A 19,530-nucleotide genomic window follows, 5' to 3' on the forward strand; every position below is an offset into this window, starting at 1 on the left:
TACGCTTGGATTTTTCTTCTATCTTCTCATAATGTCACAAAAGCGATAAGTTTCCTGCTTGACGCTGCGCGTATCGCCACCTTTACCATGATTTCCATACCAAAAAAAACGCAAAGGTGCTCTGATCAAATTTTGCACCTTTGCGTAAGATTTTTTCTTCGCCTAATTAAGCTGTAAACACCTGCACTGGTAAGCGCTTGAAGGCAAGCCGCTCATTCTCGATATCCACAAAGATGGTATCCCCATCATTAAATTCTCCACGCAAGATAGCTTTGGCAATCTGAGTTTCTAACTCACGTTGAATTGCTCGCTTCAGCGGACGTGCTCCGAAGACTGGATCATAGCCTACATCTGCTAAAAAGTCAAGAGCAGCATCGGAAAGTTTGAGAGACATCTTGCGTTGGCGAAGCCCACCGGAGGTATCGCTCAATCTTTGCTGTAGTCTACCAACTTGCAACTGTACAATTCGACGCAATTCTTGTTTTTGCAAACTGTGGAAGATGATAATCTCATCGATACGATTGAGGAACTCTGGACGGAAGCTATTTCGCATTGCTTCCATTACCCGATGGCGCATTTCATCGTAACGCGAGTCATCTCCTGACACATCTAGGATATACTGTGAACCGATGTTGCTGGTCATGATGATCACAGTATTTTTGAAGTCTACCGTATGTCCTTGAGCATCAGTGACTCGACCATCATCAAGAATTTGCAAGAATATGTTAAAGACGTCTGGGTGTGCTTTTTCGATTTCGTCGAACAAAATCACTGCGTAGGGACGACGACGAATTGCTTCAGTCAGTTGTCCGCCTTCGTCGTAACCGACGTATCCTGGAGGCGCACCGATGAGTCTGGAAACGGCGTGTTTCTCCATGTACTCGGACATATCAATTCGCACCAGCGCTTCTTCGGTGTCGAACATATAAGACGCCAAAGCTTTCGCGAGTTCAGTTTTACCAACACCCGTTGGACCAAGAAAAACAAAGCTTGCGATCGGACGATTCGGATCAGCAAGTCCAGCGCGAGAACGTTGAATAGCATCTGCTACAGCGCTGACTGCTTCTTCTTGTCCAATCACGCGATGGTGCAGCTCATCTTCTAAGTGCAGGAGTCTTTCTTTCTCTGATTCTACAAGCTTGCTGATGGGAATTCCCGTCCACTTGGAAATGACTTCCGCAATGTCAGCTTCAGTGACTTCCTCGCGTAATAAAGATTTTCCACTGCGTTGTGCTTGAGCAAGTTCAGTTTCTACTGCTTCCAAATCGCGATGCAAACTAGTTAACTTACCGTATTTTAACTCAGCAGCGCGGTTCAGGTCGTAGTCGCGTTCTGCTTGTTGAACTTCCAAGTTAACGCGGTCAATTTCTTCTTTGACAGACTGAATTTTCGTGATAATGTCTTTTTCAGACTGCCATTGAGTATTGAGTGTTCTTTGGTCTTCTTTAAGATCTGCAAGTTCTTTGTCTAGTCTTTCTAGACGTTCTCTGGATGCTGAATTGCTTTCTTTTTGCAGTGACAACTTCTCCATTTCTAGTTGCAGAATCTTACGATCAATTTCGTCGAGTTCTTCGGGTTTGGAGGTTATCTCCATTTTCAAGCGTGCTGCAGCTTCGTCTACTAAGTCAATGGCTTTGTCTGGTAGGAAGCGATCGCTAATATATCGACTCGACAATGTCGCAGCTGCAACTAAAGAACTATCAGAAATTTTCACCCCGTGGTGAACTTCATACCGTTCTTTCAAGCCGCGCAAAATGGAAATGGTATCTTCCACGCTGGGCTGATCCACATAAACCTGCTGGAAGCGTCTTTCCAAAGCAGCGTCTTTTTCAATATATTTACGGTACTCATCTAGGGTTGTCGCACCAATACAGCGCAACTCACCCCGCGCCAACATCGGCTTTAACAAGTTACCAGCGTCCATTGCGCCTTGAGTCGCACCAGCACCAACAACGGTATGAATTTCATCAATAAATAAAACTATATTACCGTTCGACTCGGTTACTTCTTTTAAAACTGCTTTCAGGCGTTCTTCAAATTCACCCCGGAATTTTGCCCCCGCAATCAAAGCACCCATATCTAAACCTATGAGTTTGCGGTCTTTGAGGGACTGAGGTACATCACCAGCTATGATACGTTGTGCGAGTCCTTCGGCGATCGCAGTTTTTCCAACGCCTGGTTCACCAATCAACACAGGGTTATTCTTGGTACGACGCGAGAGAATTTGAATAGTGCGGCGAATTTCATCATCACGTCCAATCACTGGGTCAAGTTTACCTTGACGGGCAGCTTCTGTCAGGTCACGCCCATATTTTTCCAGTGATTGGTATTTACCTTCTGGATTTTGGTCGGTCACTTTTTGGCTCCCACGAATTTGTTTAATAATATTTTTAAGCTTACTTTCGTCTAACCCAAATTCTTGGTACAATTTTTTACCAAAACGGTCATCTTTAGCGTAACCTAGTAACAAGTGTTCGATAGAGATATACTCGTCTTGTAACTCCTTACGATAACCGTCAGCGCGGTCAAGAAGAGTATCTAAACTGCGTCCTAAGTACACAGAACTACTGCTACCAGATACTTTGGGCTGAGTTTGAATAAATTCTTCGCTCTTGTCGCGCAGTTTTTGCAGATTCACACCCGCTTTGGTAAAAACACCGTTGGCTAGTCCTTCTTGATCCAGCAGTGCTTTCATTAGGTGTTCGCTTTCAATCTGCTGTTGTTGATATTGTTTAGCTATATCTGGGGTGTGGGCGATCGCTTCCCACGCTTTTTCTGTAAATTGGTTTGGATTAGTTGGTTGCATAGGCTTAATGACTTGGCGAGTGACTTTAGGCGCACTAATGGTGCAGATAGAACAAGTGTATAGTTTGTTCGTATATCGCCATTGTAAAAAGAGGGAGGCAAGTGACTGGATCGGTGTTCACGTCTTTCTTGAGTGGTATTTCCGTCCAATCAGTCTTTGCAGTAAGAACAACGCAGAACACAGAACGCGTTAAGGCAGAATACAGAATACACAATAGGAGCTGGCGTTGCTGATTTTAAAATATTCTCTTATCAGGAGTGCGATGCGATCTAAGTATGCACCAATCCTATATCAATGGAAGCGATCGCCCACTCTAATGCTAAAATCGAATAATATTTACCAACAAAATCAGGAGCCATGACAGTTACAATTACCCCAACAGATAGCTTGGGAGAATTTCTGAAGCTCCCAGAAACAAAGCCAAGCCTAGAATACATCAACGGCGAGATTGTACAAAAGCCAATGCCCAAAGGAAAACACAGCCGTTTACACTTAAGGCTTTGCAATACGATCAACGAGAACACAGAAAACCAGAAAATTGCTTATGCCTTCCCAGAATTGCGCTGTAGCTTTGGTAAACGCTCCATTGTACCTGATATAGCAGTTTTTAAATGGTCAAGAATTCCCTTTGATACCGATGGGGAAGTTCCCAATGATTTTTTCTTGTACCCAGATTGGACAATTGAAATCCTCTCCCCAGAACAAAGCTCAAATCAGGTAATTGGGAATATTCTTTATTGCTTACAACATGGTTGTCAGCTAGGATGGTTAATCGATCCAGCAGATGGTCTATTTTAGTCTTTCAACCAGGTCAACAACCAGAATTATTATTAGGTAGCGATCGCTTGTCAGTATTAGAGAATATTGACTTAGACTTAACAGTAGATAGGATTTTTGGTTGGCTGAAGATGTCCGGTGATTAGCCAACACAGATCAGGTGTCAATCTCGAACTCTAAGCGCGCATCGACAAAGAAGCATTATTTAACCTCACTTCAGACATTCGCACCCCCTAACAGCGGTTGAATTCCTCCCTGAATCCGATATCGTGATCGAAACCAGCCTCAAACCTGATTTCCTGAGGATGTTTTAAAAGCGTGTCTTATTTAGGACTTACGCACCATCTGCTGTGAAACCCGGTTTCTTCGTTCGTATTTGGTTGCGAAACAGACGATTTTTGGTAGAAACCGGGTTTGTTTGCGTAAGTCCTGTTATTGTCATGCTGAACGTAGCGTTCGCGCGTTGCAAGAAGTGATGCTAATTTAGTAAAAGTGTCATCTATGTCAACTGCTTATAGCTACAATTACTCATAACCAAATCCCACTTCACAGGATCTACTATCCTCAAAGAATTTTTGCAATACAACCGTCTTAATCGGCTCATGGCTCCAAAAATATTTACGAGCAGTAATCAAAATACTCAAATTATAAAGAAAAACCGATTTCCTGGATGGCGCACAATCTTCTTTGGCGTTCGCACACGCATCCTGATTTGGTATGTTGCGCTGATGGCATTTTCCACATTAGTTTCTGTTTTAGCAATTCGTGAGATTCTGGTTGTCCGACTCGAACAGGAGATTGAAAAGTATCTTACCCAGGAGGTAGAGGAGTTTAGACGATTAACTCAGGGAAAAAACCCAAGCACGGCTCAACCTTTCGGGGATGATGTTGCAGCCATTTTTGATGTGTTCTTGTCCCGCAACATTCCCCATGAAAACGCCTTTTTGATTACGCTGTTGAATGAGAAATTGTACAAATCTAGTCCGCAAGTTTTGCCAATTGCTTTAAAGCCCAATTCAGCCCTTATTGAACACTGGCTGAAACTCAAACAACCCAAACAAGGTAAGGAATTCATCTCAAATCATACTATCTACTATGTGGCTGAGCCAATACTCAAAGGCAAGACTCAGGGTGTCTTTGTGGTCATTTACTCTATTAGTAGCGCTCATCAGCAGGTGAACAGAGCCGTTGTCGTCGTTATTCAGGTGACAATAGCTGTTCTAGCCATAGCATCGGTGCTGGCTTGGATAGTAGCTGGACGGTTATTGGCTCCCCTAAGCTTACTCATTGAAACAGCCCACTTGATTACCGAATCTGACTTATCTCGACGCATCCCCGTGCAGGGAGTAGACCAAATTGCCGAACTGAGCATCACGTTCAACCAGATGTTAGATCGTCTTGAGACTGCTTTTGCCAGTCAACGAAACTTCATCAACGATGCAAGTCATGAACTGCGCACACCAATCACAATTATCCGAGGTCATTTGGAACTACTGGGTGACGATCCCCAAGAACGACGTGAAACAGTGGAATTAGTGACTGATGAGCTTGATCGCATGAGTCGCTTTGTCGATGACTTACTATTACTTGCTAAGGCAGAGCAACCAAATTTTTTAAACCTACAAACGGTGGATATTAGTTTATTAATTGGGGAACTATATACTAAAGCGACGGCTTTAGCTCAGCGAGACTGGCGTTTGGAAAACAAGGGTGTAGGGCTGATTGTGGCTGACCGCCAGCGTCTGACTCAGGCTATCATGAACTTGGCTCAGAATGCTACGCAGTACACCAGTGATGGAGATGTCATTGCCCTTGGTTCAGAAGTTTTGAACGGTTATGCTTATTTCTGGGTGCGTGACACAGGCGTTGGTATTGCTCCTACCGATCAAGAGCGAATTTTCGAGCGCTTTGCCCGTGGCTCCCATAGTTATCGCCGTTCTGAAGGCGCTGGTTTAGGATTGTCTATCGTAAGAGCGATCGCAACAGCACATGGCGGTCGAGTAGAACTTAAAAGCAAACTCGGTGAAGGTTCTACATTCACTCTTATCATTCCACTAGATCCACCCTTTGGAGATTCTGTATGACTGATCGGATTCTGATTGCTGAAGATGAACCGCGCATAGCCACTTTCATAGAAAAAGGGTTACGGGCGTCGGGGTTTTCTTCCGCAATTGCCAAAGATGGTCATGAAGCGTTGAGCATGGCTCAAACTGGGGATTTTAACCTCCTGCTCCTTGACATTGGTCTGCCTGGCAAAGATGGTTGGATGGTATTGGAAGAATTACGCGGTCAGGGCGAACAGATCTCTATCATAATCCTCTCCGCTCGTGACGACGTCAGCGATAAGGTTGCCGGACTAGAAGGTGGCGCTGACGACTACATCACAAAACCCTTTCGGTTTGAAGAACTGCTAGCACGGGTACGGGCGCGGTTACGCGACAATCGTTTGGTTAGACGACAGGAAGAAACGATTCTTAAAACAGGCAAGATTGTGCTAAACTTGCTGACACGTCAGATTTGGGTTGGGGATCATCTACTCAAGTTATCAGCACGAGAATTTATCCTGGCTGAAACCTTTGTCCGTCATCCAGGGCAAGTCATGAGCCGAGAGCAACTACTAAGTCGGGTTTGGGGCTATGACTACGATCCCGGTTCTAATGTTGTTGATGTCTGCGTTGGTTCCCTGCGCAAAAAGCTAGGTCACGACTACATCGAAACAGTCAGGGGTATGGGCTATCGACTGCGAACATGAAATTTTTCTCATCAAGTTTTCATAAAGAATTAATAAGTATTGTACAAGATATTAAGGGTAACTATAGTAATCAGGGTCTGTTGATTATCACCTACATTTTTTCAGCTTCATACAAGTTGCGTCAAAATGCGAACTAGTATCAAGAAACCAAGAATAGTATTACTGATAACTACAACTTAGTATCAGTTAATAAGGTGTGAGATGCCATTTTGAGCGTCAGTAAAGTATGTACATATTGGCTTAGATGCTAGGTGGAAAAATTTAGGTTATTTTGCTCAACAAGTAGAGGATGCTGGTTGAACAATATTATTATAAAAATGTGTTGTGATTAGTATAACTTTTAAGGCTGTAGAAATACTGAATCTGAAATACGGAAAAAGGAAGATGACAATCAGAGACCTCAAAGCTAAACGCTCCATCGTCAACGACCTAGTGGCGTCCGTAGTTGTGTTTCTCGTTGCTCTACCACTGTGCATGGGAATTGCGATCGCTTCAGGGGTTCCTCCAGAGTTAGGAATCATCACAGGAATTGTTGGCGGAATGATTGTCGGAACTGTTGCTGGCTCTCCATTACAGGCAAGTGGACCGGCAGCTGGGCTTGTTGTTATAGTTTGGGAATTGGTTCAAGAGCATGGCATTGAAATGCTAGGACCGGTTCTTATACTCGCGGGTTTAGTGCAGTTACTCGCGGGGATGTTCAAACTGGGACAGGTTTTCCGAGCAATATCTCCCGCAGTCATCTACGGGATGCTAGCAGGGATCGGTGTACTGATATTTGCTTCTCAATTCCATGTGATGTTTGATAGTAAGCCCAGTGCTCATGGAATCAATAACTTACTTTCTATTCCCAGCGAGTTGTACAAGTCAATTTATCCTGCTACAGGTAACAGCCATTTTATTGCAGGAAGTGTAGCTTTAATTACCATTATTAGCCTTCTTGTTTGGGAAAAGTTCAAGCCAGAAAAATTAAAATTGCTACCAGGCTCCCTGATTGCTGTTGTGATTGCAACTGCGATCGCCACTGTGATGAAGTTGCCTATTCAGTACGTCAATGTACCCGATAATCTTGTCAGCACGATTCACCTGCCAAAGTTAGAGAACTTGATTGGTGTATTCAAGCCATCTTTGCTGTTGGAAGCCGTAGCACTCGCCTTTATCGCCAGTGCAGAAAGCCTACTCTCAGCGGCGGCGGTAGATCGACTTCAGCACGAATCAAAAACTGACTTCGACCGCGAACTCGCAGCCCAAGGCTTTGGTAACATAATTTGCGGCGCATTAGGAGCGCTACCAATGACGGGTGTGATTGTCCGCAGTTCTGTTAACGTGGAAGCAGGAGCCAAAACCAGATTATCTGCGATTCTTCACGGAGTCTGGCTATTCGCTCTTGTTGGTATTGCGCCTTCGGTACTAAATCTCATTCCCACTTCCAGCCTCGCGGCGATTCTGGTGGTTACAGGCTACAAGCTGGTGAAAGTAGAGAATATCCGCAAGCTGCAACGATACGGGCGTATCCCTGTATTCATCTACTTTGCCACCTTAGGCGGAATTCTTACTGCTGACTTACTGTTTGGCGTATTACTTGGTCTTGTGCTGTCAGCAGTTAAGTTAATATACAAAGTTTCCCAGCTCTCTATCCATGTCGTAGCGGACGTAAACGATTACCGCATTGATGTGTATTTGGAAGGTATGGCTACATTTATTCGCCTACCTCATCTTGCCAAAGTCCTTGAACAGATTTCCCCAGGCAAGGAAATTCATATCCACCTACAGATGCTGAGCTATATTGACCATTCCTGTCTTGACTTTTTGTCGATGTGGGAAAAGCAACAGGAAAACCAAGGAAGCACTGTGATCATGCAATGGGATCGGTTGGTAGAACGCTACAGCAAACCACTTGTCTCTGGGCGTTCGCCCGAAGAGGACAAGCCAAGCCCATCGCACTTAACTGTCTAACAGTTTTCACTCTCACCCTCAACGTGTATTTCAACAAAAAGGAAATTGTGTATGAATACGATAGATGCAGTAATGTTCACATTACTTAATACTATTGTTTGTTTTAGTTTGCCCAAACTTTTGTCTTTAATGACGCCTGGTAAAAACAAACGTACTGCACTTGATTCTCGTTCCCAGACTCAGCCTGGGAATCTTCTCAAAAGAGGTTCCGCCTCCTATATTCGTACCTTTGCTAGCAATACGCAAAGGGCGTCTGCGCGAAGTGCGATACGCGTAGCGTCAAGCGTATGCGCAAAGCGCACGCTGCGCGAACGACTGAGCGCGGTTCGGCTGAGTTCACAGTCGTTGCCTCACGCCCAAGTCAAAAGGCTTATCGCTTCAAGCATTGTCGATAGTTAATTTCAAATCTTGCACCTCGCCCAAGTACGCTCAGATATTGCACAATTCTCACGCCTTGCATTCTCGTCCGCCTGGGATTGAAATCCCAGTCTCATAGGCAAAGTCATCTAAAAGATGACTGCATAAGCTTTTCAGTCTACTTTAGTAGACTTGGACTGTGAGCCTTGGAATTGATTCCAAGGCGGTTGAAATGAGCTAATCTTTTTCTTGTTCCCAGACTCCGGCTTGGAACGAGAAAACAAGAAAATTTTATCAGTACAATTTACCACTTAAAAAGTTGTTGCAGCGCTTGTTTAACTGCGGCTTTATCAGCTTCAGCCAGAGTACCAATGTGTCGCAAAACCAAAGCATCATCTAACGTAAACAACTTCATTCGTACTATAGAAGCCGCCTTCAATCCTGCACTGGATAAATCGGTAATTGGCACGTCCAGCACCCAAGGCGCATGAGTTCTAGTCGTAATCATTGCCATCACACTTCGGCTTAAAAGCGTATTGAAAGCAACTGCATCACTCAGTACAAGTGCTGGACGCTTTTTACTCCCAGAAGTATCGGTAAACGGAAACGGCACTACCACAACATCAAATTGATCAAAGGTCACGATACGCTTCCTCGTCGGCTTCAGATACCCACTCATTCAAGGTTCCAGCTACCGCGTTAAGGTAATCCCAATCGATAGGATGTACTTTTTTTAACACCACTTGTCCCTGCACGATTTCAAAAGCGACACAATCCCCCTGAGAAATTCCCAGCACTTCTCGTACTGCTTGGGGAATCGTTGCTTGGTACTTTTTGGTGAGTCTAGATACGGGTGAAGTCTTGCGCGTAGCCATGAGCAAAGTCTGCTGCTGTAGGAAATTGATTTTAGTAATAGCGTAATACGGTATTACCAAATTAGCCAGCACGGTGAGTCAGGCGATATCGCCTCAAATCTTGCACCTCGCCTGAGTACGCTCAGATCTTGCACAATTCTCACGCCTTGCATTCTCGTGCGCCTGGGATTGAAATCCCAGTCTCATAGGCAAAGTCATCTAAAAGATGACTGCATGAGCTTTTGAGTCTACTAAAGTAGACTTAGGCTGTGAGCCTTGGAATTGATTCCAAGGCGGTTGTTTCTCGTTCGTGGGCTGCAGCCTGGGAATGCTCTTAAAAAGGCTCCGCCTCCTATGCTTACACCTTCGCCCATGATACCTTTGATTTTGCGATAGAAAGAAAGTAGGCAACCCGTGACAGAACAATTCTTTTGTTCCTATCTTGGTAGTGAGGTAGAACTAACCCAGGAACGCAAAAAACATATTCTTCAAAGACATCCCGATTTACCAACAGCTTACTTGGAACTCATTGCTGATACCTTGAACCAGCCCGATCAAGTGCGGCGCGATGTACGTTTTGAGAATACGCTCTTATTCTCTCGCTGGTTTGCTACTCTCCGCAAAGGCAAGTATGCAGTAGTAGCAGTAGTTAGTGATACCTTTCCTCTAGAACGGCATTGGATAGTGACAGCTTACATAAGTAGAAAAATTACCCAAGGAGAAATTATATGGACGCGAAGTTAGGATTTGAATATGACAATGAAGGTGATATCCTTTATATCAACAAACGCCCTCCATACTCAGAGCAAGAATCAGAAGAAATTGATTATGGTGTGATTGCTCGTCTGAATCCGGATACTGGCGACATTGAGAACTTGGAAATTCTATTTTTCTCCAAAAGACTCTCAGAAAAAACTCTATTTGAACTGCCAATAATCGCAGATTTTCGCCTTGCTGCAACAGCATAATTTCCTTCCCAGTCTTTCTCGTTCCCAGCCGGAGTCTGGGAATGCCCATGCTGAGGCTCAGCCTCACCTCAAGGAGGGACTACGAAACTTGACTGCGATCAAACAACCACCCATCCCCAACCATCTCCTCTAAACGTTGAGTGAGTCGGGGAAGAAAATATTCCCGATCATTCAGCCTTTGCTGGACAAACCAAGTATCAAACGCTTCCGGCGTCTCAATTCCTTGGGCACCCGCCGCCGCTGATAGCATCGTGAGACTTAAATCCTGGAGTTCCTCTAACTGCGGATGCCCTTCGCCACCAAGGTTGCAAAAGAATAGTGCAGTTGTCCCTAGCAAGGCTTCCATTTCATCACCTTGAGGTATGGTTTGATATAAACCACTTATTACCGCGATGTTATCAGCTAAAGGAACTTGAATTCTTAGGGAGAGCCAAATTGCTTGAGCTAGGTAAACCAAACCATTACTTTCATCCGCCAAAGCGACACTACCCAAAACTCCTACCAAATTAGTATAAGCACCGGCTCGTGCAAGTAATCGGGCAGCCTGTGAATATAAGTCTAACTTTTTAACTTTATCTCCAGTCTTGCCTACAAGATAAGCCATTTTGTAAAGAGTAGCGGCTTTGCCTTGAACATTTTTAATTCGCTCATATATTTCCAAAGATTGATGGCACAAGGAAAGCGCTTTTTCTATATCCCCTTGTTGAGCAATTACCCCTGCCATGTTATGAAGGGTAGCAGCTTTGCCTTGGAGATTGCCAATGCGCTCATTTATTTCCAACGATTGATGGCACAAGGAAAGCGCTCGTTCTATATCCCCTTGTTGAGCGATTACCCCTGCCATGTTATGAAGGGTTGTGGCTTTTTCTTTTAAATCACCGATGCGTTCATATATTTCCAAACATGACTGCCACAAGGAAAGTGCTTGTTCTATGTTTCCTTGTTGAGCGATTATCCCTGCCATGTTGTTTAGTGTTATTGCTTTGCCTTCGATATCACCAATACACTCGTAGATTTCCAAGGATTGCTGCCATAAGCAAAGCGCTCTTTCAATGTCGCCTTGTTGGGCAATTACTTTTGCTATATTGCGGAGGGTAGTGGCTTTGCCTTTGACATCCCCAATGCGTTCTGAAATTTCTAAATCTTGCTGCCATAAGCAAAGCGCTCTTTCAATATCGCCTTGTTGGACAATTAATTCTGCCATATTGTTAAGGACAGCAGCTTTTTCTTTCAAGTCATTTTCAGGGCAAAGGTCTAAGGCTTTTTGATCATGGGCAATAGCATCCTCAACTCTGCCTAATACTTCTTGTGCACGAGCAATGGTTCCCAAAATGCGGTAGTCCTTAAAAACTGTCAGGATTTTTTGGCATAGTTCTAAAGCCTCAAAAAAGCGGGAAATGTTCACCCAATTGGTTGCAATCAAGTCCCCAACATTGACTGCAATGTCATTTTCTCCTGTCAACAGTCCCAAACGCACAATTTCAAGTGCTTGCTCATCCGTGCAACGTTGATGAGTTTCTTCCCACCAAGCTTGATAAATTTTCCTTGCTGCTTGCTGTCGTGTTGTCAGCCACTCTTCCTCACTCAATAATGGTACCAGCAACGGTTCTAAAATCGTCGTCACGCGATATTCAGCAGTTTGGCTGGCGTGAGTCGTGGCAGATTCAACTAAGCTGAGGCTAACGAGTTTGGGCATAACCGCCAGGAAATCAATTTCCACAGCTTTAGTCGAAGTCCGCTCAAGCGGACTAGAAATTCCCTGTGCTAAATCTTCAGTCCTCTTTAGAGGACTTTCACTATTAGCCTGGGACTTTGAGTCCCAGGCGTTCGAGGAAATAGCCCTAACAACATCCTCCGTCACTGGCAGGTGAAACACACTCAACCGCGCCAGAAACTTTTTTTCCTCATCCTCCAACCCACTCAACAGCGTTTGCGCCAAAATATTTTCTCGAAACTCCTGCTGCGTATTCTCCAACCGCGTCAACAATTCATCAGATTCTAAACCCGGTTGCTTGAGCACATCCAACAGCCATCTCAACAAGCGGGGATTGCCGTCGGCTATTTTAATGATCCGCTGTTCATCTACCTGTTGCTTGACTTGTTTGTCTAATTCCCGGCAGATTTTATCAACATCCGCCGAATTCATCGCCGCCAAAGATTCTAAATGCAGCTGGTGCGGTGGTAAGGTATCTTCTTTCAGGTAGCGACAGGTAACAATCAATCGACTCTCAGCTGCATTTTCCTCCAGCGCTGCACAAATCGCTTCTAAAATCCGGTAAGCTTCCGCCGTCATCCGCAGTGAATTATCTTCAATATTCGCTTTCGGGATGTTTTGCTCAAAGTCATCCAGCACCAACAACAACGGACGATCAATTTCTTCTGCTTCAATTCTCTCAAAAAAGTTTTGCAGTCGCCCTTTGAGAGAAACTTTTGGTTCATTCAGCAATGCGGGCACATCTGCAAACCGCTCAAACTTACTGGAAAGTTTATTGAGTAAGCCTACCTCATCCAAAGGTCCAATTAACACCACCCGCTCAAAATTCGGACGCTGTGTCTGGACTCGCGTACACAACCGCGCCGCCAAGGAACTCTTACCCAGTCCACCCATCCCAGCAATAAATACACCGATGTTGTCGCTGGTTTCTCGTAATGCTTGCAAACACCGTTGTAGCGGGCGTCTGCGTCCAACAAATTCCCAGCGACTCGCAACTTTCACGATATTGTTTTCATCCAGAAATTCGCTTTCCGGCTGTGTAAATTTCAGCTTTTCCCGCTTTTTGGTTCTCAGCGGTGTCACCAGTTGCTCAATTTGGCGCGTATCTCGATAAATCCGCAACAAATGCCAGTCGGAGCATTTTTGAGCAATCATTTCCTGTTGCGCTGCTTTGACTGCTTCTTCTACCGTCGCCCCCGTTGCCAAAGCTTGATACAATGCTTGTGCCGCAATAATACCCGTCCGATCATACACCGGACGCGCCCAACCTAAAACAACACCCGCCCCCATTTTCACCAAAGCCTGCGCCATTGATGGAACTGTTCCCCGGTTGGCGACTTGCCCAGTGTGACAGCCAGAAAGAAAAATCACTCGTGGAAAGCGTCCTCGAAAGGCTTTCGCCAAATCCTCCACGGTAGTCAATTGTACATTACCCACTTCATCCTCGGTGATGAAACACGGGGTATAATCCTTAATTTTTCTGCGTTTTGGCAGCAAACCGCCAAAATCTTTGTGAGTATAAATTATCCCGTGTCCGGTCAAGTGAAAGACATCAAAATAGTCTTCTTCATAAGATTTCACTAAATTAGTTAATTCCTGAACCGAGCCGCTTTCTTCTACTATCAAAGCTAGCGGTTGGTCTTTAGTTGCTTGCAGGATATTTGTTTCTTCCCGCTCATAATCAAGAATTGGCTTAATATCTTCCGGCGAAGTCGCCATGAACAGCAACCGCAAAGGACGATTTTGCACGCCAGCCACATTCGTATTACGCTGCTGCACTGAACGCACAGGCAACACTGCAATATCCTGTCGTTCCAGTAAAAACCCTGTGCCATCATGTAGCAATTCCCACGGCAAATGAGCGAGTCCCAACGCCACCCGTTGTGTTTCCGGGTTCAACCCCTGCGCCTCACTCGTTTGAATTAAATCCAGATAAATTGTTTGTTCATCAGCCTCATCCAGCGCCCTTCTCAGCCATCCTTGCTTACCATCTATCCATTGGTAAAGTTGGCGTCCTATCTGGAGAAGTAAGGATGGGCGATCGCTCTCATGGGAGTAGTAATTTTGCTCACACAAGTCAATGAGTACAAGCAACTCTGCTTTATCCAGACGACGTGAACCATAATCACAGCGTAATTCAAAAGTTTGCTGTTGACTGAGAGCGAAAGTGAAAGTCAGGGGCATGACTTGAATGAGTAGATTACATAACAAGCTTCACTGTGTTTTCACTACATTCCGGATGAGTTTTGCAGACACGCCTGATACTTAACTGATAACTGATAACTGATAACTGATAACTGATAGTTCCAGATATTCTTCAGATGAGTAGTTGCGCTGCTCGTGTGCTTGGATGATCATGAAAGTTAAACCCCCAAAATTTTGAGTTGTTGATTGATCTGGGTGATTTCATTTAGGCGATCGCCTTCAAGGCGGCGGCTTCCGCATCGCCTTTCTCTGCTTATATCAATTTCCGTCTAGCTTTATATTGAGTTTTGACAAATGACTAAAAAGCAAAAATTTCCCTACCTACTCGGTTCCAAATGGACAGCACAGCAAAAAGTCGATGGCTGGCGACACTTCCGAGTTATCAACCGCAAAAATCAAGGTAAATGGGTTTATGCCGAGATGGTAGCAGCTTGTGACCCCAATGTCCGCTTTTGGATCAACGCTAAATTGTTACAAGACCGTTCTCAGTGGGAAGCTGGCTGGCAAACCTTGCAAGAGATGAATTCACCCCAAGAAGAGGTTTCTTGAATAAACTTCTTTTCTTAGCATAAAGCTCAGTAGATTTTGAGATTTGAGAAAAAATTTAACTTATATGCAATATGTAATAATTTTTTACATTATTCCAATTGACCTGTCACTTATGGGCTAGAAGCCCAAGACTTTAACAATTCAAAATTCAAAATTCAAAAATAAGTGAGTCCACTAACTGTAGGGTGGGCACTACTGGTTAATCAGTCGGTGAACTAGAGGTGAGGAGTGCCCACCTTAGTTACCGTCTTTGCCAACAGGGATAGTCCACTAACTGTAAGGTGGGCACTACTAGTTAATCAGTCGGTGAACTAGAGTTGAGTAGTGCCCACCCTACTTAGCATCTTGCCCAGAGGGATACGGTTTCACATACATCTTTATAATCAAAACCATAGATACAGAAAGATTTTTAGCTTTTTGTGTTTTGTAACTTTTTTTATAAAAACAGATTATTAAGAAATAAAATACTTTTGTTTTAAGTATTCAAAAGCGATGCAGAATAATCAACAGTCAAATTCTTTTGATTAAACCATAATTCATCTCATAAAACCCTAATACAGTTGACAGCCCCCTTTATTTTCTGGGTAACTTACACAATAATGACAGTCATGAGACCTCACATATCGCCATCTCAGGCTAGGTGAAGGTAAGTGTTTAAGCCACGAGTTTGACAAAAAGCTATAAGAGGCAAACAACAGTGAAACTAGCAGTTTACGGAAAAGGCGGTATCGGGAAATCCACAACAAGCTGTAATATCTCCGTCGCCCTAGCCAAGCGCGGCAAGAAAGTGTTGCAGATTGGTTGCGATCCCAAACACGACAGCACCTTCACCCTGACCGGGTTCTTGATTCCAACGATTATCGACACTCTCCAAGAAAAGGACTATCACTACGAAGATGTGTGGCCCGAAGATGTCATCTATAAGGGTTACGGTGGAGTCGATTGTGTGGAAGCAGGTGGTCCCCCTGCAGGTGCTGGATGCGGCGGTTATGTGGTTGGCGAAACTGTGAAACTCTTAAAGGAACTCAACGCCTTTGATGAGTACGATGTGATTTTATTTGACGTTCTTGGTGACGTTGTTTGCGGTGGTTTTGCAGCACCCCTCAACTACGCTGATTACTGTATGATTGTGACTGACAATGGCTTTGATGCCTTGTTCGCTGCTAATCGTATTGCAGCTTCGGTTAGAGAAAAAGCCCGGACTCACCCGCTGCGTCTTGCTGGCTTAATTGGTAACCGCACCTCAAAGCGCGACTTGATTGACAAGTACGTGGAAACAGTCCCGATGCCAGTTTTAGAAGTTTTGCCTTTGATTGAAGATATTCGTGTTTCCCGCGTCAAAGGTAAGACTTTGTTTGAAATGGCAGAATCTGACCCCTGTTTAAATTACGTTTGCGATTACTATCTCAACATCGCTGACCAAATTTTGGCTCGTCCAGAAGGTGTTGTACCAAATGATTCACCAGACCGCGAGGTGTTCGCTTTGTTATCCGATTTCTATTTAAATCCGGGTAAACAACAAGTTCCTAATCCAGAAGAAGAATTAGACTTGATGATTGTATAAATCATCTTAATTCCAGGATGGGGGACAATATGGCTTTTTTTGATAGTTTTACAGAATCTTTAAAGCAGAAGTGGTTGCAATTTTTCCAGGTGAATCGTGACTGGATTTCCTTGCACATGGAGGTAGAATCTGTTTACACTCCCGATGGCGGGAGTCGTCCACCTTCTTACCTCATCCTGGGAGTTATTAATGCGTTGGAACCCAAGCTGGCACAGTTAATGCTGCCGTTTTCCAAATTGAATCCTGATCCTGATACCTTGGTTGAAGTACTGGGGTTAAATCTCGATCCTGATCTGGCTCTTGGTAACCGTGCTCTTCCTAAGTTGCGTATAGAAAAACACGCGGAAGAGTCAGATTTGTCAAGTGAAAATTTAAGTGATGAAACACTGACAAATTCTCCAAGGATACTCAATCCAACCAGGGAGAATCTGACTAGAGCAAAGGAGTTGCAAGCAACTCAACACGGGATTGATCACTCTTTATCTAACCAGAAAATTTCAAATACTGAGTTTTACAACGCACCTCACTCATCTGATGAGTCCAGCAATCTTTCCTTTGATGATTTGAAGGAAGTAGACAGCAAAACTTCCCCAGCAACTGCATCAAATCAGAGTGGGTTTGCTGATGCTTTGTCAGATTCCTGGGGTAGCGAAACCGTAATCCAAAAGGGAGAAGCGGATAATAAAACGCTTTTAGGGGAAGAAAAATCTTCTGGTTCTCTGAATGAATCAGAGATTGATCGTCTGTTTCCCAAGACTTAACTTAAATTGTGTTGAATTTAGGTGTCTGGAGTTTAGACTAAATTCTATTTTTTAGGCTACAACCCTTGTATAGCAAGCATTTTAGATTTTGAAATCCAAAAGCGGTTATAAATTGAGAAAGGCAGTCTGGATAAGGGTTTGGCGGTTTTAAAGCCAAAATTAGTCTAAATTCCAAGATAGTGTCATGTGTCCATACATCATGAGGCGGGGAAGTCTTATTCTTCCACGTCTTGCCTGCCTTACTTTCAACCGCGCTTTTAGCTTAATAAATCAAGGGGAGAAAACACTAAAATGACTCTTGCTCAATCAGAAAGTTTAAATTTTGAGTGCGAAACTGGAAATTACCATACCTTTTGCCCAATTAGCTGTGTCGCTTGGCTTTACCAAAAAATTGAAGATAGCTTCTTTTTGGTGATTGGTACAAAAACTTGTGGTTATTTCTTGCAAAACGCAATGGGGGTCATGATTTTTGCTGAACCCCGTTATGCAATGGCAGAATTGGAAGAAGGAGATATTTCTGCACAGCTGAATGATTATGAAGAGTTGAAGCGGCTGTGTGTGCAGATTAAGCGCGATCGCAATCCCAGTGTCATTGTCTGGATTGGCACCTGCACCACGGAAATCATCAAAATGGATTTGGAAGGCTTGGCACCTAAGCTAGAATCCGAAATTGGTATTCCTATCGTCGTCGCACGCGCTAACGGTTTGGACTACGCCTTCACTCAAGGAGAAGATACCGTGTTAGCAGCAATGGCGACACGTTGTCCTGATAAAGCGCCTGTGGTAGAAGCGGAGAAAAATGAGCGTAACGCTATTTCTAAACTCCTCAATTTTGGAAAGAAAAAAGAAGAAGTCGCCAACGAAGAATCGGAGTATGTGGATCATCCACCTCTGGTGTTGTTTGGTTCGCTTCCAGATCCTGTGGTGACTCAGTTAACTCTGGAATTGAAGAAGCAAGGTATCAAAGTTTCTGGTTGGCTTCCCGCCAAGCGCTTCACTGAATTACCTGTTCTTGAAGAAGGGTATTATGTCGCTGGTGTCAATCCCTTCCTCAGCCGGACTGCAACTACCTTGATGCGTCGCCGCAAATGCAAGCTGATTGGTGCACCATTCCCAATTGGTCCAGATGGAACCCGCGCTTGGATTGAGAAAATCTGTTCGGTGTTTGGTATTACTCCCAAAGGTTTGGATGAACGGGAAGCACAAATTTGGGAAAGTTTAGAAGACTACATAAAACTTATTCGTGGCAAGTCTGTGTTTTTCATGGGTGATAACTTGCTGGAAGTTTCCCTCGCACGCTTCTTGGTACGCTGCGGTATGACGGTTCCGGAAATTGGTATCCCATACATGGATAAGCGTTATCAAGATGCTGAATTGAAGTTCTTGGAGAAGACTTGCAAGGAAATGGGCGTACCTTTGCCTAGGATTGTGGAGAAGCCAGACAACTACAATCAAGTGCAGCGGATTTACGATTTGAAGCCAGATTTGGTGATTACTGGTATGGCTCATGCTAACCCGTTGGAAGCACGAGGGATTAATACTAAGTGGTCTGTGGAGTTTACTTTTGCTCAGATTCACGGCTTTACAAATGCGCGTGACATTCTGGAGTTGGTGACTCGTCCGCTGCGTCGGAATAATAGTTTGAAAGATTTGGGTTGGGATAAGTTGGTGAAGGAAGAAGCGAAGATTTAATTTTACCTCTTGTTGTAATGAATTTTGTTGGGTGCGTTGGCGTTTGTCGTGGCGCACTTTTTTTTATTGAACCGCAGAGAGCGAATTTGCGGTGTGGATGTTCCTCCCGCAAAGTTCGCGGTGGGCGCAGAGGAGCCAGCGCCATGCGGGGGTACCCCCAAAGTCTGTCGGGGGAAGCAACCCAAGCGACGAGCTTTGACCGTTGATGCGTCTGGCGTGACGCAGAGGAGGAAGAAGGCGATCGCCCCCATTTGGCAGCAGTTTTCTATTGGCTAGAACACAGGTTTTTGGTAGGGGCACAGCAGTGCTCATTGGTGTTAACTTAAGCTGAAACTCTTGTTATTACGTTACCGGGATGCTTTATTCTACTCATCCACAATTGTCGCTCTACCTCACCCCGGTTTTGTCTTGCGCCAAAACCGCCCCTCTCCGAACTTGCGGAGAGGGCACGTAAAGCTACGCTTTACGGTGAATCCAGCGCTGCAGGAGGGTTTCCCTCCGTAGGCGACTGGTGAGACAGCGCTGCAGGAGGGTCTCCCTCCGTAGGCGACTGCGTTCGCGTAGCGTCTCCGCAGGAG

The 19,530-nt window shown here is 44.5% G+C and carries 14 protein-coding genes and 1 pseudogene; 11 read left to right on the forward strand and 4 right to left on the reverse strand.

The window, feature by feature from the left end:
* Positions 1-166: 166 nt before the first annotated feature.
* Positions 167-2,806 carry an ATP-dependent chaperone ClpB gene (clpB, locus tag DP114_RS25560; protein WP_169266995.1) on the reverse strand — a complete coding sequence of 880 codons (2,640 nt, stop codon included), beginning with the start codon at positions 2,804-2,806 and terminating at the stop codon, positions 167-169.
* Positions 2,807-3,163: 357 nt separating this feature from the next.
* On the opposite strand from clpB, the pseudogene DP114_RS25565 reads away from it, so the two are divergent.
* The 4 genes and pseudogenes from DP114_RS25565 (at position 3,164) to DP114_RS25580 (ending at position 8,288) form a co-directional block, all read left to right on the forward strand.
* Positions 3,164-3,729 (forward strand): annotated as a pseudogene (locus tag DP114_RS25565) (Uma2 family endonuclease).
* A 456-nt stretch (positions 3,730-4,185) separates the two neighbouring features.
* Positions 4,186-5,667 (forward strand): sensor histidine kinase, encoded by a 1,482-nt coding sequence (locus DP114_RS25570; RefSeq protein ID WP_246162766.1) that lies wholly within the window; start codon positions 4,186-4,188, stop codon positions 5,665-5,667.
* A complete protein-coding gene (locus DP114_RS25575; RefSeq protein ID WP_171977452.1) occupies positions 5,664-6,335 on the forward strand; it encodes a response regulator transcription factor in 672 nt (223 codons plus the stop codon). The genes DP114_RS25570 and DP114_RS25575 overlap by 4 nt, the downstream gene beginning before the upstream one ends.
* A 384-nt stretch (positions 6,336-6,719) precedes the next feature.
* A complete protein-coding gene (locus DP114_RS25580; RefSeq protein WP_171977453.1) occupies positions 6,720-8,288 on the forward strand; it encodes a SulP family inorganic anion transporter in 1,569 nt (522 codons plus the stop codon).
* Between the two features lie 661 nt (positions 8,289-8,949).
* Here the strand turns inward: DP114_RS25580 and DP114_RS25585 are convergent.
* Both DP114_RS25585 and DP114_RS25590 read right to left on the reverse strand, forming a co-directional pair.
* Positions 8,950-9,288: a type II toxin-antitoxin system PemK/MazF family toxin gene (locus tag DP114_RS25585; RefSeq protein WP_216669936.1), complete on the reverse strand. Its 339-nt coding sequence runs from the start codon at positions 9,286-9,288 to the stop codon at positions 8,950-8,952.
* Positions 9,278-9,520: an AbrB/MazE/SpoVT family DNA-binding domain-containing protein gene (locus tag DP114_RS25590; RefSeq protein WP_169266990.1), complete on the reverse strand. Its 243-nt coding sequence runs from the start codon at positions 9,518-9,520 to the stop codon at positions 9,278-9,280. The genes DP114_RS25585 and DP114_RS25590 overlap by 11 nt, the downstream gene beginning before the upstream one ends.
* 393 nt (positions 9,521-9,913) lie before the next feature.
* Between DP114_RS25590 and DP114_RS25595 the strand changes: the two genes are divergently transcribed.
* Together DP114_RS25595 and DP114_RS25600 are read left to right on the forward strand one after the other, a co-directional pair.
* Entirely contained in the window at positions 9,914-10,243 is a 330-nt protein-coding gene (locus DP114_RS25595) for a hypothetical protein (protein ID WP_171977455.1), read from the forward strand.
* Complete coding sequence (locus tag DP114_RS25600; protein WP_169266988.1) at positions 10,228-10,467, forward strand: DUF2283 domain-containing protein; 240 nt, start codon at positions 10,228-10,230, stop codon at positions 10,465-10,467. The genes DP114_RS25595 and DP114_RS25600 overlap by 16 nt, the downstream gene beginning before the upstream one ends.
* Positions 10,468-10,546: 79 nt before the next feature.
* On the opposite strand, the gene DP114_RS25605 is transcribed toward DP114_RS25600, so the two are convergent.
* The gene (locus tag DP114_RS25605; RefSeq protein ID WP_171977456.1) at positions 10,547-14,365 is read right to left on the reverse strand and encodes a tetratricopeptide repeat protein; all 3,819 of its coding nucleotides are present in this window, start codon (positions 14,363-14,365) and stop codon (positions 10,547-10,549) included.
* A gap of 315 nt (positions 14,366-14,680) precedes the next feature.
* Here DP114_RS25605 and DP114_RS25610 point away from each other — a divergent pair, with 315 nt between their 5' ends.
* The 5 genes from DP114_RS25610 (at position 14,681) to DP114_RS25630 (ending at position 19,228) form a co-directional block, all read left to right on the forward strand.
* A complete protein-coding gene (locus tag DP114_RS25610) occupies positions 14,681-14,935 on the forward strand; it encodes a TIGR02450 family Trp-rich protein (protein WP_048870520.1) in 255 nt (84 codons plus the stop codon).
* A 697-nt stretch (positions 14,936-15,632) separates the two neighbouring features.
* On the forward strand, positions 15,633-16,499 hold the full coding sequence (gene bchL, locus DP114_RS25615) for a ferredoxin:protochlorophyllide reductase (ATP-dependent) iron-sulfur ATP-binding protein (RefSeq protein WP_210613867.1): 867 nt from the start codon (positions 15,633-15,635) through the stop codon (positions 16,497-16,499).
* 29 nt (positions 16,500-16,528) lie between these two features.
* Positions 16,529-17,260, forward strand: a complete 732-nt coding sequence (locus DP114_RS25620; RefSeq protein WP_171977457.1) for a DUF5331 domain-containing protein — start codon at positions 16,529-16,531, stop codon at positions 17,258-17,260.
* Between the two features lie 291 nt (positions 17,261-17,551).
* Complete coding sequence (locus tag DP114_RS25625) at positions 17,552-18,952, forward strand: ferredoxin:protochlorophyllide reductase (ATP-dependent) subunit N (protein WP_169266985.1); 1,401 nt, start codon at positions 17,552-17,554, stop codon at positions 18,950-18,952.
* A 24-nt stretch (positions 18,953-18,976) separates the two neighbouring features.
* Positions 18,977-19,228 (forward strand): hypothetical protein, encoded by a 252-nt coding sequence (locus DP114_RS25630; protein ID WP_171977458.1) that lies wholly within the window; start codon positions 18,977-18,979, stop codon positions 19,226-19,228.
* The last annotated feature ends 302 nt before the right edge of the window (positions 19,229-19,530 follow it).

The organism is Brasilonema sennae CENA114 (genome assembly GCF_006968745.1).
GTDB lineage: Bacteria > Cyanobacteriota > Cyanobacteriia > Cyanobacteriales > Nostocaceae > Brasilonema > Brasilonema sennae.